The 25,399-nt window shown below is 62.3% G+C and carries 22 protein-coding genes; 10 read left to right on the top strand and 12 right to left on the bottom strand.

The features are described from left to right. Positions 1–13: 13 nt before the first annotated feature. The 3 genes from fepG to FFI94_RS07385 are packed head-to-tail and all read right to left on the bottom strand — an operon-like array spanning position 14 to position 3,032. A complete protein-coding gene (fepG, locus tag FFI94_RS07395; RefSeq protein WP_138872408.1) occupies positions 14–1,063 on the bottom strand; it encodes an iron-enterobactin ABC transporter permease in 1,050 nt (349 codons plus the stop codon). Next, on the bottom strand, positions 1,060–2,148 hold the full coding sequence (locus tag FFI94_RS07390; protein ID WP_138872407.1) for a Fe(3+)-siderophore ABC transporter permease: 1,089 nt from the start codon (positions 2,146–2,148) through the stop codon (positions 1,060–1,062). The genes fepG and FFI94_RS07390 overlap by 4 nt, the downstream gene beginning before the upstream one ends. After that, positions 2,145–3,032, bottom strand: coding sequence for a siderophore-interacting protein (locus FFI94_RS07385; RefSeq protein WP_260683903.1), 888 nt, complete (start codon positions 3,030–3,032; stop codon positions 2,145–2,147). Before FFI94_RS07385 ends, FFI94_RS07390 begins: the two co-directional genes overlap by 4 nt. 226 nt (positions 3,033–3,258) lie before the next feature. Here FFI94_RS07385 and FFI94_RS07380 point away from each other — a divergent pair, with 226 nt between their 5' ends. From FFI94_RS07380 to FFI94_RS07370, 3 genes are all read left to right on the top strand, one after another. Further along, the gene (locus tag FFI94_RS07380; RefSeq protein ID WP_260683902.1) at positions 3,259–4,920 is read left to right on the top strand and encodes an ABC transporter ATP-binding protein; all 1,662 of its coding nucleotides are present in this window, start codon (positions 3,259–3,261) and stop codon (positions 4,918–4,920) included. After that, on the top strand, positions 4,917–6,674 hold the full coding sequence (locus tag FFI94_RS07375) for an ABC transporter ATP-binding protein (RefSeq protein WP_138872404.1): 1,758 nt from the start codon (positions 4,917–4,919) through the stop codon (positions 6,672–6,674). Before FFI94_RS07380 ends, FFI94_RS07375 begins: the two co-directional genes overlap by 4 nt. A 70-nt stretch (positions 6,675–6,744) precedes the next feature. Further along, entirely contained in the window at positions 6,745–7,212 is a 468-nt protein-coding gene (locus FFI94_RS07370) for an SRPBCC family protein (RefSeq protein WP_138872403.1), read from the top strand. A gap of 18 nt (positions 7,213–7,230) precedes the next feature. Here FFI94_RS07370 and FFI94_RS07365 read toward each other — a convergent pair whose 3' ends face one another. Beyond that, positions 7,231–8,055, bottom strand: a complete 825-nt coding sequence (locus tag FFI94_RS07365) for a helix-turn-helix transcriptional regulator (RefSeq protein WP_185993150.1) — start codon at positions 8,053–8,055, stop codon at positions 7,231–7,233. Between the two features lie 153 nt (positions 8,056–8,208). Between FFI94_RS07365 and FFI94_RS07360 the strand changes: the two genes are divergently transcribed. Further along, complete coding sequence (locus tag FFI94_RS07360; protein WP_138872401.1) at positions 8,209–9,696, top strand: acetyl-CoA acetyltransferase; 1,488 nt, start codon at positions 8,209–8,211, stop codon at positions 9,694–9,696. A 259-nt stretch (positions 9,697–9,955) separates the two neighbouring features. Further along, positions 9,956–11,299 (top strand): HNH endonuclease signature motif containing protein, encoded by a 1,344-nt coding sequence (locus tag FFI94_RS07355; RefSeq protein ID WP_138872400.1) that lies wholly within the window; start codon positions 9,956–9,958, stop codon positions 11,297–11,299. A 219-nt stretch (positions 11,300–11,518) separates the two neighbouring features. Here FFI94_RS07355 and FFI94_RS07350 read toward each other — a convergent pair whose 3' ends face one another. Genes FFI94_RS07350 through FFI94_RS07335 form a run of 4 tightly spaced genes read right to left on the bottom strand, consistent with a single transcriptional unit; the run spans position 11,519 to position 16,115 of the window. Next, on the bottom strand, positions 11,519–13,327 hold the full coding sequence (locus tag FFI94_RS07350; RefSeq protein ID WP_138872399.1) for an ABC-F family ATP-binding cassette domain-containing protein: 1,809 nt from the start codon (positions 13,325–13,327) through the stop codon (positions 11,519–11,521). Then, a complete protein-coding gene (locus FFI94_RS07345; RefSeq protein WP_033234267.1) occupies positions 13,327–14,262 on the bottom strand; it encodes a 4-(cytidine 5'-diphospho)-2-C-methyl-D-erythritol kinase in 936 nt (311 codons plus the stop codon). Before FFI94_RS07345 ends, FFI94_RS07350 begins: the two co-directional genes overlap by 1 nt. Positions 14,263–14,320: 58 nt before the next feature. After that, positions 14,321–15,097 carry an ABC transporter permease gene (locus tag FFI94_RS07340; RefSeq protein WP_138872398.1) on the bottom strand — a complete coding sequence of 259 codons (777 nt, stop codon included), beginning with the start codon at positions 15,095–15,097 and terminating at the stop codon, positions 14,321–14,323. A 31-nt stretch (positions 15,098–15,128) separates the two neighbouring features. Then, positions 15,129–16,115, bottom strand: coding sequence for an ABC transporter ATP-binding protein (locus FFI94_RS07335; protein ID WP_260683901.1), 987 nt, complete (start codon positions 16,113–16,115; stop codon positions 15,129–15,131). A gap of 98 nt (positions 16,116–16,213) precedes the next feature. Between FFI94_RS07335 and FFI94_RS07330 the strand changes: the two genes are divergently transcribed. After that, complete coding sequence (locus tag FFI94_RS07330) at positions 16,214–17,182, top strand: YafY family protein (protein WP_138872397.1); 969 nt, start codon at positions 16,214–16,216, stop codon at positions 17,180–17,182. 98 nt (positions 17,183–17,280) lie between these two features. Here FFI94_RS07330 and FFI94_RS07325 read toward each other — a convergent pair whose 3' ends face one another. Further along, positions 17,281–17,484, bottom strand: a complete 204-nt coding sequence (locus FFI94_RS07325) for a cold-shock protein (RefSeq protein WP_033234264.1) — start codon at positions 17,482–17,484, stop codon at positions 17,281–17,283. Positions 17,485–17,797: 313 nt separating this feature from the next. Between FFI94_RS07325 and FFI94_RS07320 the strand changes: the two genes are divergently transcribed. From FFI94_RS07320 to FFI94_RS07310, 3 genes are read left to right on the top strand one after another with little or no spacing between them, the layout of a single operon-like run. Beyond that, entirely contained in the window at positions 17,798–18,007 is a 210-nt protein-coding gene (locus FFI94_RS07320) for a heavy-metal-associated domain-containing protein (protein ID WP_033234263.1), read from the top strand. Between the two features lie 5 nt (positions 18,008–18,012). Then, positions 18,013–18,204 (top strand): hypothetical protein, encoded by a 192-nt coding sequence (locus FFI94_RS07315; protein WP_138872396.1) that lies wholly within the window; start codon positions 18,013–18,015, stop codon positions 18,202–18,204. Next, positions 18,201–20,438 (top strand): cation-translocating P-type ATPase, encoded by a 2,238-nt coding sequence (locus tag FFI94_RS07310; RefSeq protein WP_138872395.1) that lies wholly within the window; start codon positions 18,201–18,203, stop codon positions 20,436–20,438. The genes FFI94_RS07315 and FFI94_RS07310 overlap by 4 nt, the downstream gene beginning before the upstream one ends. 69 nt (positions 20,439–20,507) lie before the next feature. On the opposite strand, the gene rsmA is transcribed toward FFI94_RS07310, so the two are convergent. The 3 genes from rsmA to FFI94_RS07295 are packed head-to-tail and all read right to left on the bottom strand — an operon-like array spanning position 20,508 to position 23,702. Beyond that, a complete protein-coding gene (gene rsmA, locus FFI94_RS07305) occupies positions 20,508–21,404 on the bottom strand; it encodes a 16S rRNA (adenine(1518)-N(6)/adenine(1519)-N(6))-dimethyltransferase RsmA (RefSeq protein ID WP_138872394.1) in 897 nt (298 codons plus the stop codon). A 10-nt stretch (positions 21,405–21,414) separates the two neighbouring features. Beyond that, on the bottom strand, positions 21,415–22,542 hold the full coding sequence (locus FFI94_RS07300; protein WP_138872393.1) for a resuscitation-promoting factor: 1,128 nt from the start codon (positions 22,540–22,542) through the stop codon (positions 21,415–21,417). A 35-nt stretch (positions 22,543–22,577) separates the two neighbouring features. Then, positions 22,578–23,702 (bottom strand): resuscitation-promoting factor, encoded by a 1,125-nt coding sequence (locus FFI94_RS07295; RefSeq protein WP_138873648.1) that lies wholly within the window; start codon positions 23,700–23,702, stop codon positions 22,578–22,580. 237 nt (positions 23,703–23,939) lie between these two features. On the opposite strand from FFI94_RS07295, the gene FFI94_RS07290 reads away from it, so the two are divergent. Next, positions 23,940–25,388 (top strand): amino acid ABC transporter substrate-binding protein/permease, encoded by a 1,449-nt coding sequence (locus FFI94_RS07290; protein WP_138873647.1) that lies wholly within the window; start codon positions 23,940–23,942, stop codon positions 25,386–25,388. Positions 25,389–25,399: the final 11 nt, after the last annotated feature.

Here is a 25,399-nt window from a genome sequence, read left to right as displayed (position 1 = left end):
CTCGTTCTTTCGGTCACTGCTTGCGGGCCTCACGTGCGAGGAGCCAGACGAAATAGACGCCGCCGATGGATACCGTCACTACTCCGACAGGCAACTGCGTCGGGGCAAATGCTCGCTGCGCGACCCAGTCACTGATCATCAACAGAGCCCCACCCATTGCGGCAGAAGGCAAAAGCGTCACACCCGCACTACCGGTCAGTCGCCGTACCAATTGTGGTGCGGCGAGCGAGACGAACCCGATGGGACCGGCCGCCGCCGTCACCATCGCCGTCAGCGCAACACCGAGAACCACCAACGACAACCTCGTGGGTTCAGCTCGAACCCCGAGCGCCTTGGCCGCGTCGTCGCCCATCTCGAGCATTTGCATCCGCCTGCCCAACAACAGGATCAGCGGAACCAGCACAACCAGGACTGCAACAACCGGCCACACCTGGGTCCATCCCAGACCGTTCAACGAACCGGCTCCCCACACTGCGGCCGCCATCGCGTCGTCGAGTTTGGCCTTGAGGATCAGCCAGGTGTTGACCGATCCCAGCATCGCGCTGATCGCGATGCCCACGATGATCAGACGGAAACCCTGCACACCGCGTTTGTACGCGAGCAGGTATACGACTGCTGCAGTGGCGATTCCGCCGACCAGCGCGCCCACCGCGATCTCGTAATACGTTCCACCTACCAGCAGAATGACTACAAGCGCGCCGGTGTATGCACCGGAATTGAAGCCGATGATGTCGGGGCTGCCCAGCGGATTTCGGGTGAGCGATTGGAATATCGCACCACTCATACCCAATGCGGCACCGAGCATCAACGCCAACAACACCCGCGGCAGACGCCATTCCACGACAACCATGTGGATTCGCGCCGGCGCCTCACCGAACAAGGCCCCCAAGACATCAGCAATCGGCACCTGGTAGTCGCCACTACCCAGGGCGATGACACCGACACCCAATCCGATGACAACAAGTACAACGCACACGGTGACCGTGCGGACGTCGATCCGCGCCGACCAGCCCTCCTTGGGTGAGCGCACCACCGTGGTTGGGCGCCCGAAGTCGATACTCACAGGCCGCTCACCTTGCTTCGACGCACCAGCAGGATCAGTACCGGAGCACCGATGAAGGCCGTGACGATACCCACTTGAAGTTCACCGGGGCGCAGCACGATTCGCCCGACCACATCGGAGGCGAGGAGCAGAATCGGCGCGCACACCATCGTGTACGGAAGAATCCAGCGCTGATCCGGTCCGACGAACCAGCGGGCAACGTGTGGAACCATCAGCCCCACAAACCCGATCGGACCGGCAGCAGCAGTAGCCGCACCGCACAACAGGGTCACGGCAACAACCCCGATGACGCGCGTGCGGGTGATGTTGGCGCCGAGTGAACGCGCCAGATCGTCACCGAGGGCGACAGCGTTGAGTTGTCGCGCCAGAGCCAGTGCCAGGACGAGCCCGATCACGATGAACGGTGTCACAGCCAGCACGATGTCCAGGGAGCGACCGCTGAGAGAACCGGCGTTCCACTGACGCATCTGGTCGAATGCCGTCGGGTTGAGCAAGGTGATTCCGGACGAGATGCCGCCCAACACCGATCCGATTGCCACGCCGGCGAGTGTGAGCCGGATCGGTGTGGCGCCGCCTCGTCCGATCGATCCCAACGCGTACACGATGACGGTTGCGATCACCGCACCGATGAACGCAAACCAGATGTACGACCAGATACTGGTCAACCCGAACACCGCGACGGCAACCACCATCGCGAATCCCGCACCGGCATTGACACCGAGAATTCCCGGGTCCGCCAATGGGTTTCGGGTCATTGCCTGGATCAATGCGCCGGCCACACCCAACGCCATGCCGACGAGCAGGCCAAGCAGTGTGCGGGGCAGTCGCAGATCACGAATGATCACGTGATCGTTGGAATCGTCGTAGTTGACCAACGCGTCGACGACGGTGCCGAACGGAATGGTCTTCGATCCGACCGCGATACTCACCAGCACAACACATCCGAGAACTGCCAGGCAGATAACAAGCCCGAGGGTTCGACGAGAATTCGTTTCGACGAGTCCGGCGGGTTGTTTCTGCTTCTCCGCCAGGGACTCGTCGATCAGTTCCGCAGTCGTCTCACTCTCGTTGACTGCCGTGGTCACAAGCCCGCACTCTCGAGGGTCTTGTCGACTTCGTCACGAATTTCCTCTTCGTCTCGATCGGATTGCCACGCCGCATCCAACTGCGCGCGAATGGTTTCGTCGAGCGCTTCGTACTTCGCATTCCACACTTCGGCTTTGTACGTCCAGTAGCCGATAACCTTGTACTGCTGCGCCGGCAACTTCAGTTCGTGCCGGAGATACTTGCGGATATCGCGCAGCATCGTGCTTTCCCCTGCTACCCAGACGTATCCAGGTTCGGTGGGCAGTTTCAGTGCACGCACTGCATCCGGAAGCTTCGACGGCGCAATGCCGTTGCCACTGCCCACCAACCAGATGAACTCGACGTCCGCGGCCGATTCGATGTGCTGGCGGTGCGACTCGTCCACCACCTCGACTATCGCCTTGGCCGACACACCGGCAGGCAACTGTTCGATCAGGCGGCCCAGGGCCGGGAGTCCGGTTGCGTCGGCGACGAACACCTGCCAGCACGCATCGGCCGGGGGCTCGTACAGACCACGGGACTCGCCGATCGCCAACGCGTCACCGATCGCGGCGCCCTGTGCCCAATCACTGGCTATTCCGCCGTCGTGAACCACGAAATCGACCGTCATGCGGCTGGTTTCGGAATCGAACCGTCGGACCGTGTAGGGCTGGCACGGCGAAGCCTCCTGGCCTTCCGGGTAACGCCAACCACGTGGTGCGTCCGGATCTTCCTCCGGCAGAACAAATTTACCGGTTGCCGGGACCGGGAAATGGAGGCGAAGATACTCGTCACCGATACCGGTTGTTCGAAACGTGGTCAAACCCTCCCCGCCGAACACGATCCGAACCATTCCCGGGGTTACGTACTCCTTGAAGAGCACCTCGCCGAACACAAGACTCACGACAATCTCCAACATCGGTGAAACACGAAACGCACAACAATCAAGCACAAAGGTAAGGCAGACCTTAATTTATTGCAGAGCCGCCGCCGCGTCGACGAATTCTCCGCCACAACGGGGTCAACTAGTATCGCAATTCGGCCACCGTGTCGTATATGGCCTGTTCACGACAAGTTTTGGCATCAGCGTGACTTCATAACAGGTGCATTCGATCCCTAGCGTGGACCCAGTGTCATCAACGCCGCTTCATCCGAGTAACGATACCGACGGTCCGCCGCTGCCTCCGGCGATCACGCCACGTCAGGTGATCACGCGCGCCATCGCAGCCGAGGGGCGCGGGGCAAAGCTGGCTGCCGCGTCGGTGGGCTTCACCGGACACCAGGTAGCCGAAGCTCTGGTCCCGGTCGTGATCGGTGCGGTCATCGACCGTGCCGTGGCGACCAGCGACGCCGCAGCTCTCGGCAAGTGGATTCTTGTTCTCGGCATCCTGTTCACCGGCCTGCTGCTCAGCTGGAGAATTGCAGCCCGGATCGCCGACTCGGTCACCGAGTACGGCGCCCATCGGCTTCGGATGGACATCGCCAGACGCGGCCTCGATCCGCACGGCATGAATCCGCGTCGGATGCCCGGTGAGGTCTACTCGATCGCGACCTCCGACGCCGGTTCGGTCGCGGGATTCACCCACACTCTCAGCACCAAACTCGGCGCTGCCTGCGGAGTGCTGACCGCCGCAATCTCACTACTGGTCATCTCGGTGCCGCTCGGGCTTCTGGTCATCCTCAGCACTCCCCCGGTACTCGTACTGATGCAGGTCGTGAGCCGTCCCCTCGAACGCCGGGCCGAAACGGATCAGTGGCAGGGCGCACGCGCCGGGGCACTCGCCGCCGACTTGCTGTCCGGCTTACGTATTCTGTCCGGCATCGGCGCCGGAGATGCTGCGGCGCAGCGCTATCGGGGTGCCAGCCGGACATCGCTCGATGCAACCCTGCGCGCTCAGCGCTACCAAGCGATGTACTCGGCGGCCAACGTCGCCATCGCGGGCGCCTACCTTGCCGTCATCGCCTACGTCGGCGGCAGAATGGCAGCATCCGGCAGTATTTCGGTCGGTGAATTCATTGCGGTGGTGGGATTGGCGCAGTTCCTCCGCGGACCGCTCATCGACATCATCTATTTCGGTGCCGGACTGGCCCGAGCCCGCGCGTCCGCGAATCGTATTGCGGCGCTCATCGGGACACGCCGCGCCGTCTCCCCCGCGAGCGATCCTGTAGCACTGAGCCATTCGGAATCCCTGACACTGCGTGACGTTGTTCTGGCCGGAGCGGCGCCGGTCGACCTGGATGTCAAGCGCGGCGAGATCGTCGGCATCACCTACGACAACACGGCCTGGGCCGATGCTTTCATGGATGTGCTGGCGCGCCGGATAGATCCTCCTTCTGGATCAATCCGTCTGGGTGACAATCCCATCCACGATCTGGACATCGACGAACTCCGAACGCATGTCCTCGCCGCCCCGCACGATGCCGCACTCTTCATCGGCACCGTCGGCGACAACATCGGCGCTCTGACTCCGGTCGGGCACCGAACCGACGCCGCCATCTCGGCAGCCGCCGCGGATCAGGTGATCGAGGCTCTCCCGAACGGACTTGCCACCGGCGTCACCGAGCAGGGCAACTCGCTGTCCGGCGGTCAACGTCAACGAGTTGCGCTCGCGCGGGCCTTGGCAAGCGACGTACCGATACTGGTACTGCACGATCCGACCACCGCCGTCGACTCCGTCACGGAAGCGCGCATTGCCCGCGGGATATCCGAGGTTCGCAGTGCTCACGCGACAATTCTTCTCACCAGCAGCCCCGCGCTGCTCGATATCTGCGATCGGGTAATCGAACTGTGAACGACCTGCTCCCCACCGCAACCCCCAAACAGGCTCGCACCGAGGCACTTCGGCTGCTGCGGCCGCACCGACTCGGAGCGAGCGGTGCGGCGCTCACCTTGACCGCAGCCACGGCAATCGGCCTGCTCACCCCACTGATTCTGGGCGAGATGGTAGACACCGTCACTTCTGGTGGCACCGACATCGTCTCCCGTATCGGCACGTTGACCGGGGCCTTGGTTGCTGTCGCCGTCCTGTCCTCCCTACTGGTCGGTGTCAGCGAATACCTTCTGGCCGGGGTCGGGGAACGCGTCGTGGCAGACCTACGTGAAGAAGTGGTCGTCCGAGTACTCGATCTACCTCAGAGCGACGTCGAGCGCGCCGGACGTGGTGACCTCGTCTCCCGCATCACCGGTGACGTTCGCCTGGTCACGCAAGCCGTGTCGCAGGCCTTACCGGTGTTTGCCACCGCTGCACTCACTATCGTCTTGACTCTGATCGGATTAGGCGCGCTGGACTGGCGATTTGCGATTGCCGCTGTGATCGCCGCACCGATCCAGGTGCGTGCCCTGAGGTGGTACCTCACACAATCAGCACCCGTCTACCGACAAGAACGCGAAGCCGAAGGTGCACGCGCACAACAGCTCCTCGACTCACTGAGCAATTCCGACACCGTCGGATCTCTACGGCTGGCGAAGCCGCACCTGGAGCAGATCGAATCGCGCTCACTGACAGCGGTTCGGCTCAGCCTGAAGACGACACGGCTACGGACCAGGTTCTTCGGTCGTCTCAACATCGCCGAATTCATCGGACTCTCGGCAGTTCTGATCACGGGATTCTGGCTCGTGAAGAACGGGCAGGTCACCATCGGAGCCGCCACCGCGGCAGCCCTGTTCTTCCACCGGTTGTTCGACCCTGTCGGAGCCGTTCTCAGCGTCTTCGACGAGTTGCAAGAGGGCACAATCGCTCTGGCTCGCCTTGTCGGCGTCACCCTCGCACCGGTGCCCCCGATTCCGGCCGATCCCCGCGAACCCGTCAACAGTTCAGCCTCGTTGGAGGACGTGACCTTCTCGTACCGTCCGAGCGACGCCCCCGTGTTGCGCGATATCGACATCACGATTCCGGCCGGTACCGTCACCGCTCTCGTGGGAGCCACCGGCGCCGGAAAGTCCACGGTGGCAAAACTTCTCGCCGGGACCTACGAACCCACCGAGGGTACCGTGCGGATCGGCTCCGTCCCCCGCAATCAACTCTCGCGGAACACTGCTCGGACCGCAGTTGCGTTGGTTACTCAGGAAGTTCACGTTTTTGCGGGCACGGTGGCCGACGATCTCCGCCTAGCCGCCCCTGCCGCAACCGACGCCGACATCGTCGCCGCCCTCGATACCGTCGGCGCCTCGGACTGGGTCGGAGCGCTGCCCGAGGGCATCGAGACAGTGGTCGGCGGCGGCGGCCACCGCCTCACCGCGACCCAGGCGCAACAGCTCGCCCTGGCACGGATCGAACTCCTGGATCCACCCCTGCTGATTCTGGACGAGGCAACGGCGGAAGCGGGCAGCGCCGGCGCCCGAGTACTCGACGACGCCGCTCTCGCGCTGACCCGTGGGCGCACCTCGATCACCGTGGCCCACCGGCTCTCACAGGCCGTCGACGCCGATCGCATTCTGGTCATGGACGACGGACGTGTCGTGGAACAGGGTTCCCACGACGAGTTGGTCAACCTGGGCGGCCGGTACGCGCAACTCTGGGAGGCGTGGTCGATACCACGACGTTGAGACTGCGGCGTTGAGAGACTGCGGCACCAGAATCCGTGGCTCGAGAATTGGACGGCTCTAGAATCGAACTATGGATAGGGTCGACCGCGCCAGTCGGGTGATCGAGGCACCACCGAGGACCGTCTACGACGCCCTCGTCGACCGGGAATCCCTCGAGGCGTGGTTGCCGCCGGACGGTATGTGCGGACGGATCGAGCGGTGGGATCCGTGGCCAGGTGGCGGGTTTCGAATGGTCCTCACCTACCTCGATGCCACCGACAGCCCTGGCAAGACTTCAGCTGCAACAGATGTCGTCGATATCGGATTCGCCGATCTGGTGCCGTCGGAGCGCGTGGTGCAGCGGGCGGTATTCGAGTCTGATGACCCGTTGTTCGCCGGAACCATGACGATGACCTGGCACCTCGCTGCCGTTGGCAACGGGACCGAGGTGACCGTCACTGCCACGGATGTGCCACCCGGCATCGATCACGCGCAACACGAGACCGGGATCGCGTCCTCGCTGGCCAACCTGGCGTCGTACGTCGAAGAGCACGGCTGACTCAGGTCGGCGACCAGATCAGGCGCGCAAAAGTTCCTGCGGTGCGTTCGGACCACGATTCGAATGTTTCATCATGCTGCCCGGAGTGCGGCCGGTGACCCTGCGGAAGACGGCGACAAAAGCGCTGGGAGTCTCGTAACCCACGCGTCGACTGACCACGGAAACCGGAACCCCCGCTGCCAGGTAAGTCAGGGCCGCTCGCACACGCACCTGAATTCTCCACTGGGCAAAGGTCATTCCCGTCCCCTGCGTGAAGACGCGCGTCAACGTCCGGACACTCCCGCCCGCCGTCAGAGCCCATTCGGACAATGACCGCTGATCTGCCGGATTGGCCACCAACGCCTGGGCGACAAACAGTGCTCGTGGATCCGTCGGCATCGGAACCTCGACGGCGGCAACCTCGAGCGGCTGCAGCATGTCGAACGCCACTCGCTCTGCCCGACTGCGCGCCTCGTCCGGCATGTTGCGACGATGCATGTGCAACAGCACCTCCCGCAGCAGAGCGCTGACCCCGAAGAGGCCCGGCACCGTAGCGGGCGCTGCGTGCGCCTCAGGGCGGAAGTACGTGCAGAAGAATTCGGTACCCGGACCAGCCTTGACCGAGTGCAGCACTCCAGCCGGCAGCCACAGCCCCGCCGACGGAGGAACCTCCCACGTGATGTCATCGGCAACAACGGTGAGCATTCCGCCCGAGTTACCCCAGATCAGCTCATGTTCCGGATGGCGGTGCGCTGACCACTGACGCTGATGCGACAACTTCAATGTCACGGTGGTCATCGAATACGGATCGTCGATGACCCGAGGCCCGACTGGCACCAACATTCTCTCCGCAACAGCTGTCATGCAGATGAGTATAGGACTTTCGTTAGGCATACCTAAATAGTAAATCGAAAGTTCTTGAATGTGACCCCATAGTTACACATACTTATCGCAACGCTATCGTGGCGGAACTCCCGACGTCGGGCACACACGAGAACTGGCTGAAAGAGGGACACGATGGTTGACGCGTCACGGATTCCCGTCATCGTCGGCGTGAGCGATCTGCGATGGAGTCCGGATGACGGACACCTCGAACCCCTCGACTTGATCCACAGCGCGACAGTTGCCGCCCTCGCGGACAGCGGAGAACCCTCGCTCGGCAAGCACGTCGACACGATCTACGCGATCAAAACTGTCAGTTGGTCATACGACAACCTCCCCGAACTTCTGGCCGCCAGGTTGGACGCCACACCCGCGATCACCGTCACCTCACCGATCGGCGGACACTGGCCGGCCGCACTGATCGATCGAATCGGCGCCGCCATTGCAGACGGCACGTCTTCCGTCGCACTTCTGGTCGGCGGTGAATCACACGCCACCACAACCGCACTGCGAAAATCGGGTGTCAGTCCCGAGTCTCTCGGGTGGGCCACCGAACCTGGCGGACCTCCCGGCTTTGATCCCGCCGATCTGGGCGGCGCCGAGATGCAGCGCGCAGGATTCATCGTCCCCACTCGCGTCTACCCACTGTTCGAGAACAGTTTCAGCGCATCGATCGGCCACGACACCGACGCGTCACTGGCCTGGTCGGCACAGATGTATTCCGAGTTCTCCGCCGTTGCCGCGAAGAACTCGGCAGCATGGACGGCGGAAGTACGTACTGCAGAAGAGATCAGCACCGTCGGACCGGGCAACCGGATGGTGTCCGAACCTTATCCTTTGATGCTCAACGCCATGCCCTTCGTGAATCAGGCTGCTGCCGTGGTGATCTGCTCCCTGGCCCGAGCCCTCGAATTCGGTGTCGACCAAGACAGACTTGTCTACCTGTGGGGTGGAGCCGGAGCGGTTGATCCACTGGATATATTGCACAGAAACAACTTCCACAGCTCCGACGCCTTACAGGACACTGTGCAGCGCACACTCGCCAACGCCGATGTGAGCGCCGAGTCCCTCGACATCGTGGACGCATACAGCTGCTTTCCGATCGTGCCCAAGCTGCTGATTCACGAACTCGGATTATCCCGTGACACCATCCCCAGTGTCACGGGCGGTCACTCGTTCTTCGGCGGACCACTCAACAGTTACACACTCCATTCCCTGACCGAAGTGACGCGCCGACTCCGATCAGGCGACCAACTCGCCCTGGTTCACGGCAACGGCGGATTTCTCACCTACCAACATGCCGTGCTGCTGTCCGCGTCCGCACACGAACGCGGATATGTCGGGGATCCACAGGCCCACACCCTCTCACCCCAGGCTCCGGACCTGGTCACGGACTACACCGGAAATGCCAAGATCGTCACCGCCACAGTCGAATACAACAGAAGTGGCGAACCGGAAACCGGACTGGTTATCGCTACAACACCGGACGGCCGGCGCCTCGCGGGCCACACCGGCCCCGAGAATGCAGCAGAGTTGACTCAACTCAGCGGAACCAATCCCCCAGCGGTGGGTCGTCACGTTCACATCAGCGACGAGAACGGTCGACTCACGCTGAAGTTCTAGCCGTACGTTGCCCCAGCATATTGGTTGCCCCAGCGTTTCAAGCGCATAGAACGCGAGAAGGGATGCGATGAGCCGATAATACGCAGAATTGGCGCCGATCGAGACGATCAATCCTGTTGACTGAAAACATCATTCAACACATCGATGATCGCGAATGTTCTTGTGACTTCGACCGAAATGTGCCCAAAATGTGCCCGAAATATCCCTTGATTCGAATGGGTGTTCGAGTATAATTGAGGTCACGGGTGGGGAGGCCTTGATGACGACGGTTTTTGATTCTATTGCGGTGGGGGATGTTGTAGCCGGTTCTGCTGTGGGTGTGCGCGCCAGGTTGTGGCGGTTGCGTCCAGCTGAGGTTCGGGATGTTGCTGTAAGTGCATCTGCGGAAATTCTTCGGTTGGAAGCAATTCGAGTTGCCGCGGTCGACGAGCTAGCACTCAATCCCGACGAACAAGTGCTCTGCTACCGGGGCGCGGGGCGGTGGTTGGCGGCGAATACGATGCTGCAGAACTCGGCGGGTAACAAGATCGCCGCCCTCGGTGCTGCACTGCGGGTGTTCCCGGATATTGCTGCGCAGTTCGAGGCGGGTGATCTGTCGCTCGATCATGCGGCGTTGATCGCCGCGTTCTGTGAATCTCCACCAAAAGGGATGCCGGACATCGCATTAGCGCCAAGCCTGAAAACGCTGTTGGCTGCCGCATCCGGAGTAGAGGCTACGACTGTCAAGGTGCGGTATGCGATCGCTGTTCTGGAGCGGATCTTCGAATCCGACGAGCCGCCGCCCGGTGAGGACAATGATCTGAATGCGCTACGGATCGCACCGACGCTGAATGGTCGGGTCGTCATCAAGGGCGATTTCGACGCACTCACCGGCGAAATGCTCCTGTCTGCGCTGTCGGGGTTGTCGATGCCGAAACCCGCGGCGGACGGGACCCCAGATCAGCGGTCGGCAGCCAAACGCACCGCCGACGCCTTCACAGAACTCATCCGCCGCTATCTGGACAACGCTGTCACCGGCATTGACGGTGGTCAGCGTCCGCATGTGAATGTGCACATCACCGCGAAAGACCTTGCGGAGCATCGGGAATGCGCCACCACACAAGCAGACAACGACGACTCAGCAGACGAAGATCGCGATTTCGAGGATCTTGACGTCGGCTACATGCCGTGGATGGGTCCGCTGAGTGTGAGCAAAACCCGGATGCTCGCGTGCGACTGCATGCTCTCCACCGTCCTGATGGACGGCAAAGGCGCACCGCTGGATGCGACCCCACTCAAACGCCTCGTCACAGCCGAGCAACGTATCGCGTTGATCGCCCGGGACAAAGGCTGCGCCTTCCCCAACTGCGATGCCGTACCGGCCTGGTGCGACGCGCACCACATAAAACCGTGGTCAATGGGCGGTTTGACGGTGATGGACAACCTCGTGTTGCTCTGCCGCAGCCACCACACGCTGATGCACAGCACCAGCGGGTTCCGCGGAATCTGGGAAATCAAGATGGGTTCCGATCACAAACCGTGGTTCATCCCACCGTCGGCGATCGACCCGAAACAACGACGCCGACGCTCCACCACCCGGCAAGGCCCTGTCCACCGAGACTGAATCCGGCTCTGCCGGAACTACATACCGTGTGAAAGCTTCGCATCACCAGTCAACGATGCGAAGCCCACACGCATGTCCCGGTTCGAAATACCGTTGAAAAGCCCGCTCAGTGCACGGGCGGGCGGAAGCGTCAGTGACTAGGAACGCGAAAACCCGGCACCGCAAGAAAACTCACGACACCGGGCTTTGCGACAATCTCACCGCCGATAGGGCAGATGCCTAGCCGTCCAGCTCCTCGAACAACTCCATCCACTGCTCTTCAGCAGCTTCCTTGTCCGCGAGAACAGTCTTGAGTTCGGCGCCGAGGCTCTGCAACTTGTCGGGATCTGTTGCCGCGTCAGCCAACGCCGCATGCAGCTTCTTCTCACGATCGTCCAGCTTGGCGATAGAGCGCTCGAGCTTCGAAAGTTCCTTACGTGCAGCGCGATCCGCTGCCCCGTCACGAACCTGCTTGCTCTTGGTCGCGCCGCTCGCCGTGGATGCCACAGATGGGTTGTCTCCGTCGCCCATCGCTGCGCGTCGGCGCAAGTAGTCCTCGATACCGAGGGGCAGGTTGGTGAGCTTGCCGTCACCGAAGAGGGCCCAGGTGGTGTCACAGATACGTTCGATCAGGTACCGGTCGTGCGAAATCACGACCATCGTTCCGGCCCAACCGTCGAGCAGATCCTCGAGCTGTTGGAGGGTGTCGATGTCGAGATCGTTGGTGGGCTCGTCAAGGAGCAGCACGTTGGGCTCAGCCATGAGAACTCGGGTCAACTGCAAGCGTCGACGCTCACCACCCGAGAGATCCCCCACCGGTGTCCGCTGACGCGCCGGGGTAAAGCCCAGGCGTTCGGCCAACTGGCCGGCCGAAACTTCCTTGTCTCCCAGAGTGATTCGCTCAGCCACGTCCTTGACTGCGTCGAGCACTCGCATGTCGGTGGGCAGATCGTCGAGTTCCTGCTTGAGCCAACCGATGTGCACGGTCTGACCCTGAATGCGCCGTCCCGCAGCAGGTTCCAGCTCACCGGCAAGTGTGCGCAGCAACGTGGTCTTGCCGGATCCGTTGACTCCGACGAGGCCGACGCGCTCACCGGGAGCCAGACGCCACGTCAGATCTTCGACCAATACGCGGCCGTCCGGGGTCTCGAGGCGAGCGTCTTCGAGTTCGATGACAACTTTGCCGAGTCGACGCTGCGCGAACGACGCCAATGCGACGGCGTCACGAGGCGCGGGGACGTCGGCGATCAACGCTTCGGCGGCCTCGATGCGGTACTTCGGCTTGGAGGTGCGGGCCGGAGCGCCGCGGCGCAGCCACGCCAATTCCTTGCGCGCGAGGTTGCGACGACGCTCTTCGGAGGCGTCGGCCTGGCGGGAGCGCTCGGCGCGGGCGAACACCCAGTCGTTGTAGCCACCCTCGTAGCTTTCGACGCCGCCGCCGACAACTTCCCACGTGCGTGTGGCAACGGTGTCGAGGAACCAACGATCGTGGGTCACGACCACCAGGGCGCTCCGACGCGACACGAGGTGCTCGGCCAGCCACTGCACGCCCTCGACGTCGAGGTGGTTGGTGGGCTCGTCGAGTACCAGCAGGTCCAGATCCTGGACGAGGGCCGCGGCCAGAGCGACGCGTCGACGCTCACCACCGGAGAGTCCGTCGACCTGCGCGTCCAATGCGGAACGCTCGCCGCCGGCACCGAGGTTGTCGATTCCGATACCGGAGAGCACGGAGCGGATTCGGGCATTGCCTGCCCATTCGTGCTGAGCCACACCCAGCGGGCCAAGAACGATATCGCCGACCGTGGATCCGGGAGGCAGCACACCGCGCTGCGTCACGACTGCCATCCGCAGGCCACCGACGCGACTGACCCGACCGGAATCAGGTTCCTCGACGCCCGCGAGGACCTCGAGCATCGTTGTCTTGCCGCCACCGTTGAGGCCGACGACGCCGATGCGCTCGCCTTCCTCGACGCCCATCGACACCCCGTCGAGCAACGGCTTGACGCCGAACGACTTCGACACGTTTTCCAGATTGATCAAGTTAGCCATCAGTGCTGTCCCTTTGCCGCTTTGTCGAGTATTCGTGCTCCGGGAACGGGTCCGCTCGCCACGCGAACGGTGCGGCACACCCCCGCTCCCGCAAGTTCAGCGCTGACATCTACGGCGGACTGTGCGTCGCTGCAGAGGAAAGCGCAGGTCGGTCCTGATCCGGAGACGATTCCTGCCAGAGCGCCGGCGTCGACGCCTGCGCGCAGCGTACGGCGCAGTGCCGGATTGAGCGACAACGCCGCCGCCTGCAGATCGTTTCCGAGTAGTGGTGCCAGTTGTCGCGGATCGCCGGTGGTGAGGGCGTGGATCAGATCGTCCGCGTCACCGAGTCGGTTCGGGGTGCCCTCGGCCCGCAGTTTGTCGAGTTCGCGGAACACCACGGGTGTGCTCAGCCCGCCCTTGGCCAGCGCCAGCACCCAGTGAAAGGTGTTTCGAGTCAGCACGGGAACGAGCTGCTCACCGCGCCCGGTCCCCAGCGCGGTGCCGCCGTGCAGTGAGAACGGGACATCGCTACCCAATTTCGCGGCAAAGCCGTCCAGTTCACGACGCGAGAGATCCAATTTCCAGTACGCATTGAGCGCAACCAACGTTGCCGCGGCATCCGCGCTACCACCGGCCATACCACCGGCGACGGGGATTCCCTTGTCGATGAGAATTTCGACGTCCGTCTCCACGCCGGCTTCGGCCGACAGCAGTTCCGCGGCCTTCCACACGAGATTGGTGCGGTCGGTGGGCACGGCGGCGGCGTCATCGCCCACAACACTGACGGACAGGCCGTCTGCGGCCGACACCGTCACCGTGTCTGCCAGCGACAATGCCTGGAATACGGTGGTCAGATCGTGATATCCGTCGTCGCGCAGGTCCCCGACAGCCAGATGCAGGTTCACCTTGGACGGGGCCCGGACTACTACAGGGCGTGGAACGACGGAGAGCACAAGGTACAACAATAGGCGCTGCGAACACCTGGGCGAAAACCTAGAACCGCCCGACGCCTCATTTGACTGCCCGAACCCCTACACCGAGGCCGACAACGGCGACGCTCACAGCAGCCACAACTCCGGCCAGAACGCTGCCCGACGCAAAGTCTCCGGCAAAGAGCGCACGCTCGGCATCCACGACGTATCCCAGCGGATTGATGTTCACGAGCACCTTCATCCAACCCGGTGCGTCGTCGAGCGGAAGCATGGTCCCCGAGAGAATCAGGAGCGGGAACATCAGCGTCTGTTGCACCACCCAGAACATCCAATCCTGCTCCCGCACAGCCAGAGCCAAGGCATAGGACAGAGCCCCGAGCCCGACGCCGAAAACTCCGAGCAGAACAATCCCGAGTGCAGCACCGGCGGCGTTCACGTCCAACCCGAGCGGGAGCGCCACCAGAATGATCAGAATCGCCTGCGCCGCAAGCGGAACCATTTCCTTGCATGCCCGCCCGATCAACAACGACGAGCGTCGTAGCGGCGTCACCAACATCCGCTCGTGGGATCCCTGCTGCATCTCGATCAGGAGGTTCGAGCCGGTCATCGTCGTTCCGAAGATCGCGATCATCACCAGTACCCCGGGGATGAACCAGTTCCACACACCGTCACCGGTGCCTGGAACGCCTTTGAGTAGTGGACCGAACAGTGCGAGCAGAATAAGGGGCTGAATGAGACTGAAGACAACGCTGACCGGGTCGCGCAGCATCGGCCGAAGTTCGCGCCCCATCACTATCGCGCTGTCGCGAACGATGTTGCCGCGCACAGCGCGTGGGGTATCGAGTGTGAGTGTCATGGCAGAAGTCCTTTCGGTAAAAGTTCTCAGTCTAGGAAGCGACCGCGGCAGCGCTCTCACGCAAGCTACGTCCGGTGAGGGTCAGGAAAACGTCGTCGAGTGTCGGACGGGTGATATCGGCGGTCAGAGCGCGGGCACCACGAGCATCCGTTTCGCGAAGTAGCACTGGTAGCGTCGAATCACCCTCGCGCGCACGAATACTCACCGTGCATCCGTCGACGGCAACCTCGCGAACCGTGACAAGCTGCTCCGCCACCGACGCCGCGGTCACTGCATCCGACTCGGTCTCGAACGTCAACGACAGATGATCCCCCGCGAGGTCCGCCTTGAGCGCGGCGGCCGTGTTGTCGGCGATCACGGTTCCCTCGTCGATGACGATGACTCGCTCGGCCATCGAATCCGCTTCTTCGAGATAGTGCGTCGTCAACACGATTGTCGTACCCATCTCGCGCCGCAACCGGAGAATGTGATCCCACAGGTTGGCCCGACTCTGCGGGTCCATGCCGGTAGTGGGCTCGTCGAGAAACAACAGCGGCGGCCGATGCACCAGGCCGAGTGCAATATCGAGCCGTCGGCGCTGGCCTCCCGACAACGTGCTGACCTTACGACTTCCGAGATCCGCAAGCTCGAGATCACCGAGAAGCTCGTCAGCCCGAACCTGCGAATCCGCTTTGGGCATTCCGTAGCAGAGCCCCTGGGTCACCAATTCGTCGCGAACCCGCTGGTTGTGGCCGGCGCCGTTGCCCTGCCCGACGTATCCGAGTCGCGAACGCACCTCGCTTCGTGCGCCGGACACGTCGAATCCCGCGATCCGCGCACTGCCAGAGGTCGGTTCGAGCAAAGTAGTCAGCATGCGCAACGTCGTCGACTTTCCAGCGCCGTTCGGCCCCAGCAAGGCCACCAACTCCCCCTCCGCAACATCGAGCGTCACGCCTTTGACTGCTTCGACCAGGTTCTTCCCCTGCGAGAAGTGCTTGGTGAGCGACTTCGTCTCGATCATCGGACCGTTGTGATTCATGCTTGAGCCCCACATTTCTTCTCGATTTCTCGGATGCGGATCAACCTAGAATCAATTGAGGACCGTTACGGTCCTCAATCTCTGCGACACTGAATTTCATGAAGGAGACATCAGCTCGTCTACTGCGGTTGCTGTCGCTGCTCCAGACCCGTCGAGACTGGTCCGGCGCCGAACTCGCAGACAAACTTGCCATCACACCGCGCACTGTTCGCCGCGACGTCGACCGCCTGCGCGACCTCGGATATCCGGTCGATGCGACGGTGGGCGTCGGTGGCGGATATCGTCTCGGCGCCGGGGCAGAGATGCCGCCCCTTCAACTGGATGACGAAGAAGTGCTTGCGGTGGCGCTGTCGCTGCAGTCCGGCGCTACGGGTTCGGTGGTCGGCATCGGCGAAGCCTCGATGCGCGCGCTCGCCAAACTCCGCCAGATCATGCCGCCCCGACTCCGTTATCGCCTGGAATCGCTGCAGATCGACGTGGTGCCGCGTGAACCGGCCACAAGCGCCGTGGACGCCTCTGTTCTGTCCGCCATCGCGTCGGTGTGCCACAACCACGAGCGACTTCGGTTCGACTACGCAACCCACGACGGCACGCAGAGCCGCCGCGAAGTAGAGCCATACCGTCTGGTGCGGTCGGGAGTGCGGTGGTACCTGGTGGCGTGGGATCTCTCCCGTGAGGACTGGCGATCGTTTCGTGTCGACCGGATGGAACCTAAAATTCCTACGGGACCACGATTTTCACCTCGAGAACTCCCACAGGGAGGGGCTGCGGAATTTGTCTCCAAAGGAGTCGCTCGCGCGTTTTCGTCCACGCGCGCAACAGTTCTGCTCCATGCACCTATCGAACAGATCGCGCCGATGGTCAGCGATCAGTGGGGATCAGTGGAATCCGACGGCGAAAATCGCTGCGTCATAGCACTTTCGGGAAATTCACTGCGATCCGTCGCGCAATGGCTGCGAGCCTTCGACGTGGACTTCACTGTTCTGAATCCACCCGAACTACGCGACGAATGTCGAACGATCGCCGAGGAGCAGGCCGTGATCACGGCCCGCTATCGTGATGCCTGACAGTACTTTTCACCTAGATACAACAAAACCCCAACCCTGAAAGAGTTGAGGTTTTGTTGTATACGTCATGCGCCGGTTGCCCGGCTCACATGGACGTCTTAGACGACGGTAACGCCGGTGGCCTGCGGGCCCTTGTTGCCCTGACCGATTTCGAACGCAACACGCTGGTTCTCCTCGAGAGTGCGGAAGCCGCCACTCTGGATCTCGGAGTAGTGAACGAAGACGTCAGCGCTGCCGTCTTCGGGAGCAATGAAGCCGAACCCCTTCTCGGAGTTGAACCACTTCACGATGCCCTCTGCCATGTAAATCTCCTCTAACACAGTGTCTACGGGCTGTCACTGCGACCGCCCGGGTCACTTACTACGACCGTTCTGAGACAAATCCGTGGAGGATGTCCAAACGCTCGCAACTTAACCATTTGCGAGCGTGGAAACACAAACACAAACACTTACGACCAACACAAGTAGATCACAGATCCTCAACTTTGTCTCGCTTGAGTGTCAGATCACTCTCCATCCCATTGACAGGCATACCCCCTGGGGGTACCTTGAATCTCGAAGCGATACCTACACGGGGTATCCGTACAATAGAGCCAGTCAACCGAAGGGATCTCCCATGACCACCGCCGAATACACCGTTTCCGGAATGACCTGCGGACACTGCGTCGGATCCGTCAAGGAAGAGATCGGCAACATCGCCGGAGTGACCGCCGTCGACGTCGATCTGGCCAGCGGCCGCGTCAGCGTCACCAGCGACGCACCGGTATCCGCAACCGACATCGCCGCAGCAGTCGACGAAGCCGGCTACGCCGTCGTAGACAGCTGATGGCAATGCGCACCTCCACAACACTTGCCGCCTACACCGCAGGCCTGGTCGTCGTATTCGGCGCCGCCTTCGGTGTGGGGGCGGCAGTCGGCAGCCCCATCGAAACACCAGGCCAAACACCAAGCCACACCCCGAGCCACGCGCCGGCGTCGAGCACATCAATCGCGCCCGCACCCCATGAGGAAGGTCACCGATGAGTACTCCCACCACCGTCGGTAGCGTCGAGCTTGCCATCACGGGAATGACCTGTGCGTCGTGCGCCGCTCGAATCGAGAAGAAGCTCAACAAGATCGAGGGCGTCAGTGCCACGGTCAACTACGCCACGGAAAAAGCCAAGGTCTCCTACCCGGACACCGTCGGGGTCGAAGAACTACTCGCCACCGTAGAAAATGCGGGCTACTCGGCGGCGCTCCCCACACCGCCCGCCACCACCGCCGACGCAGACGCGGAGACCTCACAGGATCGTGACCTCCGCGAACTACGTACCAGGTTGATCGTCTCGACCCTACTCTCGGTTCCCGTCATCGCGATGGCGATGATCCCCGCACTTCAGTTCACGAATTGGCAATGGCTCTCCCTGACCCTGGCGGCACCCGTCATCGTCTGGGCGGCACTGCCATTTCATCGCGCCGCCTGGATCAACCTGCGGCACGGTGCAGCCACGATGGACACCCTCATCTCCATCGGCACCATTGCCGCATTCCTGTGGTCGCTGTACGCACTGTTCTTCGGCACAGCCGGCGAACCCGGGATGAAACACGCGTTTTCACTCACCGTCGACCGGATGGACGGCACCGCCAATATCTATCTCGAGGTAGCCGCAGGTGTGATCACCTTCGTGCTGGCCGGACGCTATTTCGAGCACAAGTCCAAGCGCACGTCGGGTGCGGCGCTACGCGCCCTGATGGAACTCGGCGCAAAAGACGTTGCAGTACTGCGCGGCGGCACCGAGGTCAGAATCCCAGCGGAAGATCTTGTCACCGGCGACGTCTTCATCGTCCGCCCCGGTGAGAAGATCGCCACCGACGGCGTTATCACCGAAGGCCGCTCCGCCGTCGACCTGAGCATGCTGACCGGCGAATCGGTGCCCGAAGAGGTAGGCGTCGGCGACAGCGTTGTCGGAGCCACCGTCAACGTGGGCGGCACCCTGTCCGTCCGGGCCACCCGAGTCGGCAGCGACACCCAACTCGCCCAGATGGCAGCACTTGTCGAAGACGCCCAGAACGGCAAGGCCGACGTTCAGCGTCTCGCCGATCGCATCGCGGGCATCTTTGTTCCCGTTGTCATCGCGATTGCCGTTGCCACACTGGGTTACTGGCTCGGTAGCGGCAGTGGAATCGAGATGGCGTTCACCGCGGCCGTCGCCGTCCTGATCATCGCCTGCCCCTGTGCACTCGGATTGGCAACACCTACAGCACTGTTGGTCGGCACCGGTCGAGGCGCCCAGATGGGAATCCTGATCAAGGGCCCCGAAGTGCTGGAATCGACTCGCGCGGTAGACACCATCGTCCTCGACAAGACCGGCACCGTCACCACCGGCCAGATGACTCTGCTCGACACCGTCGCAGCCGACGGAACCAGCGTCGATGACGTCTTACGTTTGGCAGGTGCGCTCGAACATCGCTCCGAGCACCCGATCGCTGCGGCAATTGCCAAGGGCGCCAAGGAAACAGTGGGCGAGCTTCCCGCGGTCTCCGACTTCGTGAACGTCGCGGGACGTGGCGTGCAGGGAATGGTCGACGGCCACGCTGTCGTAGCCGGCCGTGACGCATTGCTGGCGGACTGGGCGATGACGTTGCCCGAGAACCTGCGGGCCGCGAAGACTGCCGCAGAAGAAGCTGGCCGTACCGCCATCGCAGTCGGCTGGGACGGAGCAGCACGCGGCGTCCTCGTGATTGCCGACGCCGTCAAAGACACCAGCGCCGAGGCGATCGCACAGTTGAAGGCCCTCGGCCTCGAGCCGGTGCTTCTGACCGGCGACAACAAGACCGTCGCCAGGACTGTTGCAGACCAAGTGGGCATCAGCACGGTATTTGCCGAGGTCATGCCCGCCGACAAGGTCGACGCAGTCAAGAAACTGCAAGCGGAAGGACGCGTCGTGGCCATGGTCGGCGACGGCGTCAACGACGCGGCAGCCCTGGCTCAGGCCGATCTCGGACTGGCGATGGGTACCGGCACCGATGTCGCAATCGAAGCCAGCGACATCACCCTGGTTCGCGGTGACCTGCGCTCGGCAGCGGATGCAATCAGGCTCTCTCGCAAGACACTGAAAACCATCAAGGGCAACCTGTTCTGGGCCTTTGCCTACAACACGGCAGCCATCCCCCTCGCGGCGGCGGGCCTGCTTAACCCGATGCTGGCCGGTGCCGCAATGGCATTCAGCAGCGTGTTCGTGGTGAGCAACAGCCTGAGGCTGCGCCGGTTCAAATAGCCGGTTCACATAGTGGGCAGAGCCCGTTGTGCGCCGTTCTGGTAGCGACTACCGGAACGGCGCACAGTGCTATTCGACTCCTGCCAGACGAACAAACGCAGCTGCGTCGAGCATCTCGCCACGCGTCTGCGGCTCGATTCCGGCAGCGAGGAGCCTGCGTTCCGCTTCAACCGGCGAACCCGCCCAACCACTGAGAGCTGCTCGCAAAGTCTTGCGACGCTGAGCAAAAGCAGCGTCGATCGCGGCAAAAACACGCTTGCGATGCTGCTCGTCCATCGGCCACGGCGGCTCGGCATAACGATCGATGCGCACCAGACCGGATTCCACCTTCGGCGCCGGCCAGAACACATTGCGACCCACGGCACCGGCGCGGCGGACCTCACCGAAGAAATTGGCCTTGACGCTCGGGACTCCGTAGATCTTGCTTCCCGGATCAGCAGCAAGGCGATCAGCGACCTCGGCTTGCACCATCACCAGAGCGGTGCGCAGGCTCGGCAGCGAAGCAAACAGGTGCAGCAGCACCGGCACCGCCACGTTGTACGGAAGGTTCGCGACCAGAGCCGTCGGCTCCCCCGGAATCTGCGAAGGCAACACACGCATGGCGTCGGCCTCCACCACCGTCAGACGATCTGCCAGTTCGGGAGCGCGCTCGGACACAGTCTTGGGCAGACGAGCCGCCAGATTCGGATCGATCTCCACCGCGATGACACGATCCACGACGTCCATCAGCGCCATGGTCAGTGAGCCGAGACCTGGTCCGACCTCGAGAACCACGTCGTCGCGGGTAACGCCCGCGGTGGTGACGATGCGTCGCACTGTGTTGGCGTCGTGAACGAAGTTCTGCCCCAACTGCTTTGTGGGGCGCACACCGAATTCCTCGGCAAGCGCGCGCACCTCGGCCGGGCCGAGCAGCGCTGCCTGCCCGCGAGGGGTGGCGATGGGTTGGTTCGATTCGGCGTCTGACACAGGTAAGAACTTAACCCAGTCCGAGACGACCCGAGCACGACGGCCATGCGCCCCAGCCCTGGGTACGCTGGGTTTGCGTCGCAATTGCGATCTGCTCCTCGCGGGTCGCGAGGTCGGCACGGGCAGCGTACTTGAGCCCACCCTGTCGTTCCCAGGTGTTCTGGTCGAACTGCACGCCGCCGTAGAAACCGTTGCCGGTGTTGATAGCCCAGTTGCCGGTGGCCTCACACTGAGCGAGGGCATCCCACGTCGCGCCGTTCTCGACCGGCGGCACCTCGGTGCCCGGCTTGGTGCCAACGCGGACAACCTTGGGCTGCGCGGGTGTGGTGATCGTCTCGGCAACAGGAGTGCGAGCGGTTTCGACACCGTTGACCAGATTGACCGCAAATGTGACGTCGCGAACGCCGGGCGCTCCCGGATTCTCGACGATCGTGCGACTCTGATTCATGGTCGGATCCTCGATGCGCTGATCCGGCGGATCGAGCGGCAAGGTCTCCACGCGGCTTTCGGTGACATTGCGCGTCACCGTGATCTCGAGGCCTTCGGTGAGCGGCGCATCTGCTGCGGGAACAACGGTGTCCGCAGCTCCGAGCGGAGTTCCGTTGGCAGTCAGGAACTCACCAACGGTGGGAGCTGCGAGCCGCACATCCGTCTCCGCATTTGCTCCGTCGACCAGCTTTGCGACCACGGGCGTGAGCACATCGAGCGCAGCGCCGTCCAATGGCAGACGCTGAGAACGTGAAGCCGAAACATGAACATCTGCAGCAACATCGAGTTGTTTCAACGCATCTTCGACGGTGAGCGCCGTTGTCCACACGGACTTCTGCTGACCGTCGACCGTCAACGTGATCTCGCGAGCGCGACGCAGCACCACGGTGTCACCGTCGGACACGGAAGCGTCGGATGCCGGTGCAACAGCGTCTTTGTCACCGATTGCGTAACCCGCATCTTCGAGGATGCCGTCGACGTTGCTTGCCATGGTGCTCAGGCGAATCTGCTCACCGTCGACGTCGAGGGTGATGGTCTTGTGATTGACCACGGCCAGGATTCCGCCGGCCACCAGCGTGAGAAGCAACGCGGCGATCATCGAATACAACAGCGGTGATCGTGTCGAGTTGAGCTTCGCAAGCGGTGACATAGGTTCCTGACTTCTGGTCCGTGGTCAGCGCGCGATTAGCGCAGACCCAATTTGCTTGTGCACGAAGGCCATGCGCCCCAGCCCTGACCGGCCCGAACCTTCTCGCCGATCGCGATCTGCTGCTCACGGGTTGCGAGGTCGGCACGCGATGCGTACTCGCCGCCGCCAAATGCCTGCCAGGTGCTCTGAGTGAACTGCAATCCGCCGTAGAAGCCGTTTCCGGTGTTGATCGCCCAGTTGCCGGTGGCCTCACACTGCGCAATCGCATCCCACGTCGACGCATTGGAAATTGCCGGTACCGCAGGTTCTTTGGTGCCGACCTTGACGACCGCGGCAACAGGTTCCGCGACGACGGTCGCGGCAAGCTCGGTACGCCCGGCCTCGACACCGTTGACGGTCTTGACCTCGATGGTCGCTGTGCGCTCACCGGGCACTCCCGGGTTTTCGACGACGGTCGTGTCCTTCTCGAGCGAAGGATCGTCGATCTTGTTCTCCGGCGCGGGAATCGGCTGGGTCTCGACGAGGGTGTCGGTGCGCGTCCGGGTGATCTCGATGGTGAGACCCTCCGTGACGGGAGTCTCGGCGGGCGGAACAACCGTGTCAGCCTGCTCGAGCGGGGCATTGCGTGCGGCCAGAAGATCACCGACGGTTGCGGCGGCAAGCTTGATTTCCGTGGCGGGGGCGCCGCCATCCGCAACATGGACAACCTTGGGGCTGATCACGTCGAGTTCCGTGCGCTCGAGCGGCAAACGATGCGAGCGCGACGCCGATACCGCAAAGTCGTCAGCCACATCGAATTGCTTCAACGCTTCGTCGACGGTCAGCGCGGTAGTCCATACCGTCTGCTGCTTGCCGTCGACGGTCAACTCCAACTCGCGTGCCCGGCGCAGAACGACAGTGTCACCGTCGGACAGGGAGGCGTCGGAACTGGGTGCGAGTGCGTCCTTCGGATCTACCTCGTAGCCGGCCTTGTCCAAAGCGCCACCGACACTGCTCGACATGGTGGACAGCGAGATCATCTCGCCGTCGACGTCCAGCGTGATCGTCTTGTGCTGAACCACCACGAGCAGCCCACCGACAACAAGCGTCAGCAACAGCGCGGCCACCATCGAGTAGAGAAGCGGTGACTTCGCGGAGTTGATCTTGGCAAAAGGCGACACAGGAAATCCCAAGGCAGGCGGACGTTCGATCACAATACGGTAACGGCCACACACCGCTTCGGCAACCAAACGGTCACGGAATGCGACTTTTGTCACGGATGCACCACGGCGTGTCGCAGGTCGGTAACTTTTTACCTCAGTTAACGGTGTAACGATTCAGTGCGGCGCGCAGTATGTTCTCGTCTGGTCATAAGCAGTCCGGTGATCCCGGGCGTGACATACGAAAGCTGGGCGAGAGTGCGAATAAGATTCGACAAACCACGTAATTCGAGATGGCCCATCCTGGCCGTCCTGCTGGCGCTCATCGCAGCGCTGTTCGCTCCCGGCATTGCGTCGGCGCAGCCGGGCCGCACGTACATCATCGCCACCGACGTCACGTTTGCGCCGTTCGAGTTCGAGGACGAAAACGGCAACCTCACCGGCATCGACATGGAACTGATCCGGGCCATCGCCAAGGATCAGGGATTCAACGTCGAGATCAAACAACTCGGATTCGACGCGGCCCTGCAAGCTGTCCAGGCAGGCCAGGCCGACGGCGTCATCGCCGGTATGTCGATCACCGACGCTCGCAAGCAGGTCTTCGACTTCTCCGACCCGTACTTCGAATCGGGCGTGCAGATGGCAGTGCTCGAAACGAACAACGACATCAAGTCCTACGAGGACCTGAAGGGCAAACGCGTCGCCGTCAAGAACGGCACCGAAGGCGCCTCGTTCGCCGAATCCATCAAGGATCAATACGGCTTCACGACTGTCTACTTCGCCGACTCCGCCAGCATGTACGACGAGGTCCGCACCGGAAACTCCGTCGCCGTGTTCGACGACTATCCCGTCCTCGCTTACGGCATCACCCAGGGCAACGGACTCAAAACCGTCACGGAGAAGGAAGCCGGCGCAAGCTACGGCTTTGCCGTCAACAAGGGCCAGAACGCCGAACTCCTCGAGATGTTCAACGCCGGTCTGCAGAACCTGCGCGACAGCGGCGAATACGACGACATCCTCTCGCAGTTCCTCGGTCAAGGAGCGACGTCGTCGGACAACTCCATCATCGGGTTGATCAAGAGCACCTACCCTCAACTGCTCAAAGGCCTGTGGCTGACCATCGTTCTGTCGGTCGTCTCGATCGCGATCGCTCTGGTCCTCGGTGCGATCTTCGGACTCTGCCGCGTATCGACACACATCGTCGTCCGCGGAATCGGTACTGCCTACGTCGACATCTTCCGCGGCACACCGCTTCTGGTCCAGGCGTTCTTCATCTACTTCGGCATCCCGGCCGCCCTGCACTTCCAGATGTCGGCATTCACCGCCGGTGTAATCACGCTCTCGCTCAATGCCGGCGCGTACATGGCGGAGATCGTGCGCGGCGGAATCCTGGCCGTCGACAAGGGCCAGATGGAAGCGTCACGCAGCCTCGGCATCAGCTACATGAAGACGATGCGGAAAGTCATCATGCCGCAGGCAATTCGCACGATGATCCCGTCGTACATCAACCAGTTCGTCATCACCCTCAAGGACACGTCGATCCTGTCGGTCATCGGACTCGCCGAGCTCACTCAGACCGGGCGCATCATCATCGCGCGCAACTTCCAGTCCTTCAACATGTGGCTGATCATCGGCGCCATGTACTTCATCATCATCATGGCGCTCACCAAGTTCTCGAACCGCCTCGAAAAGAGGATCAACAAGTGACCGAAACAGCC

Source organism: Rhodococcus sp. KBS0724 (genome assembly GCF_005938745.2).
Classification (GTDB): domain Bacteria; phylum Actinomycetota; class Actinomycetes; order Mycobacteriales; family Mycobacteriaceae; genus Rhodococcus_F.
The sequence above is the reverse complement of the archived record's forward strand: the minus strand, read 5'-3'. Positions and strand labels throughout refer to the sequence as shown.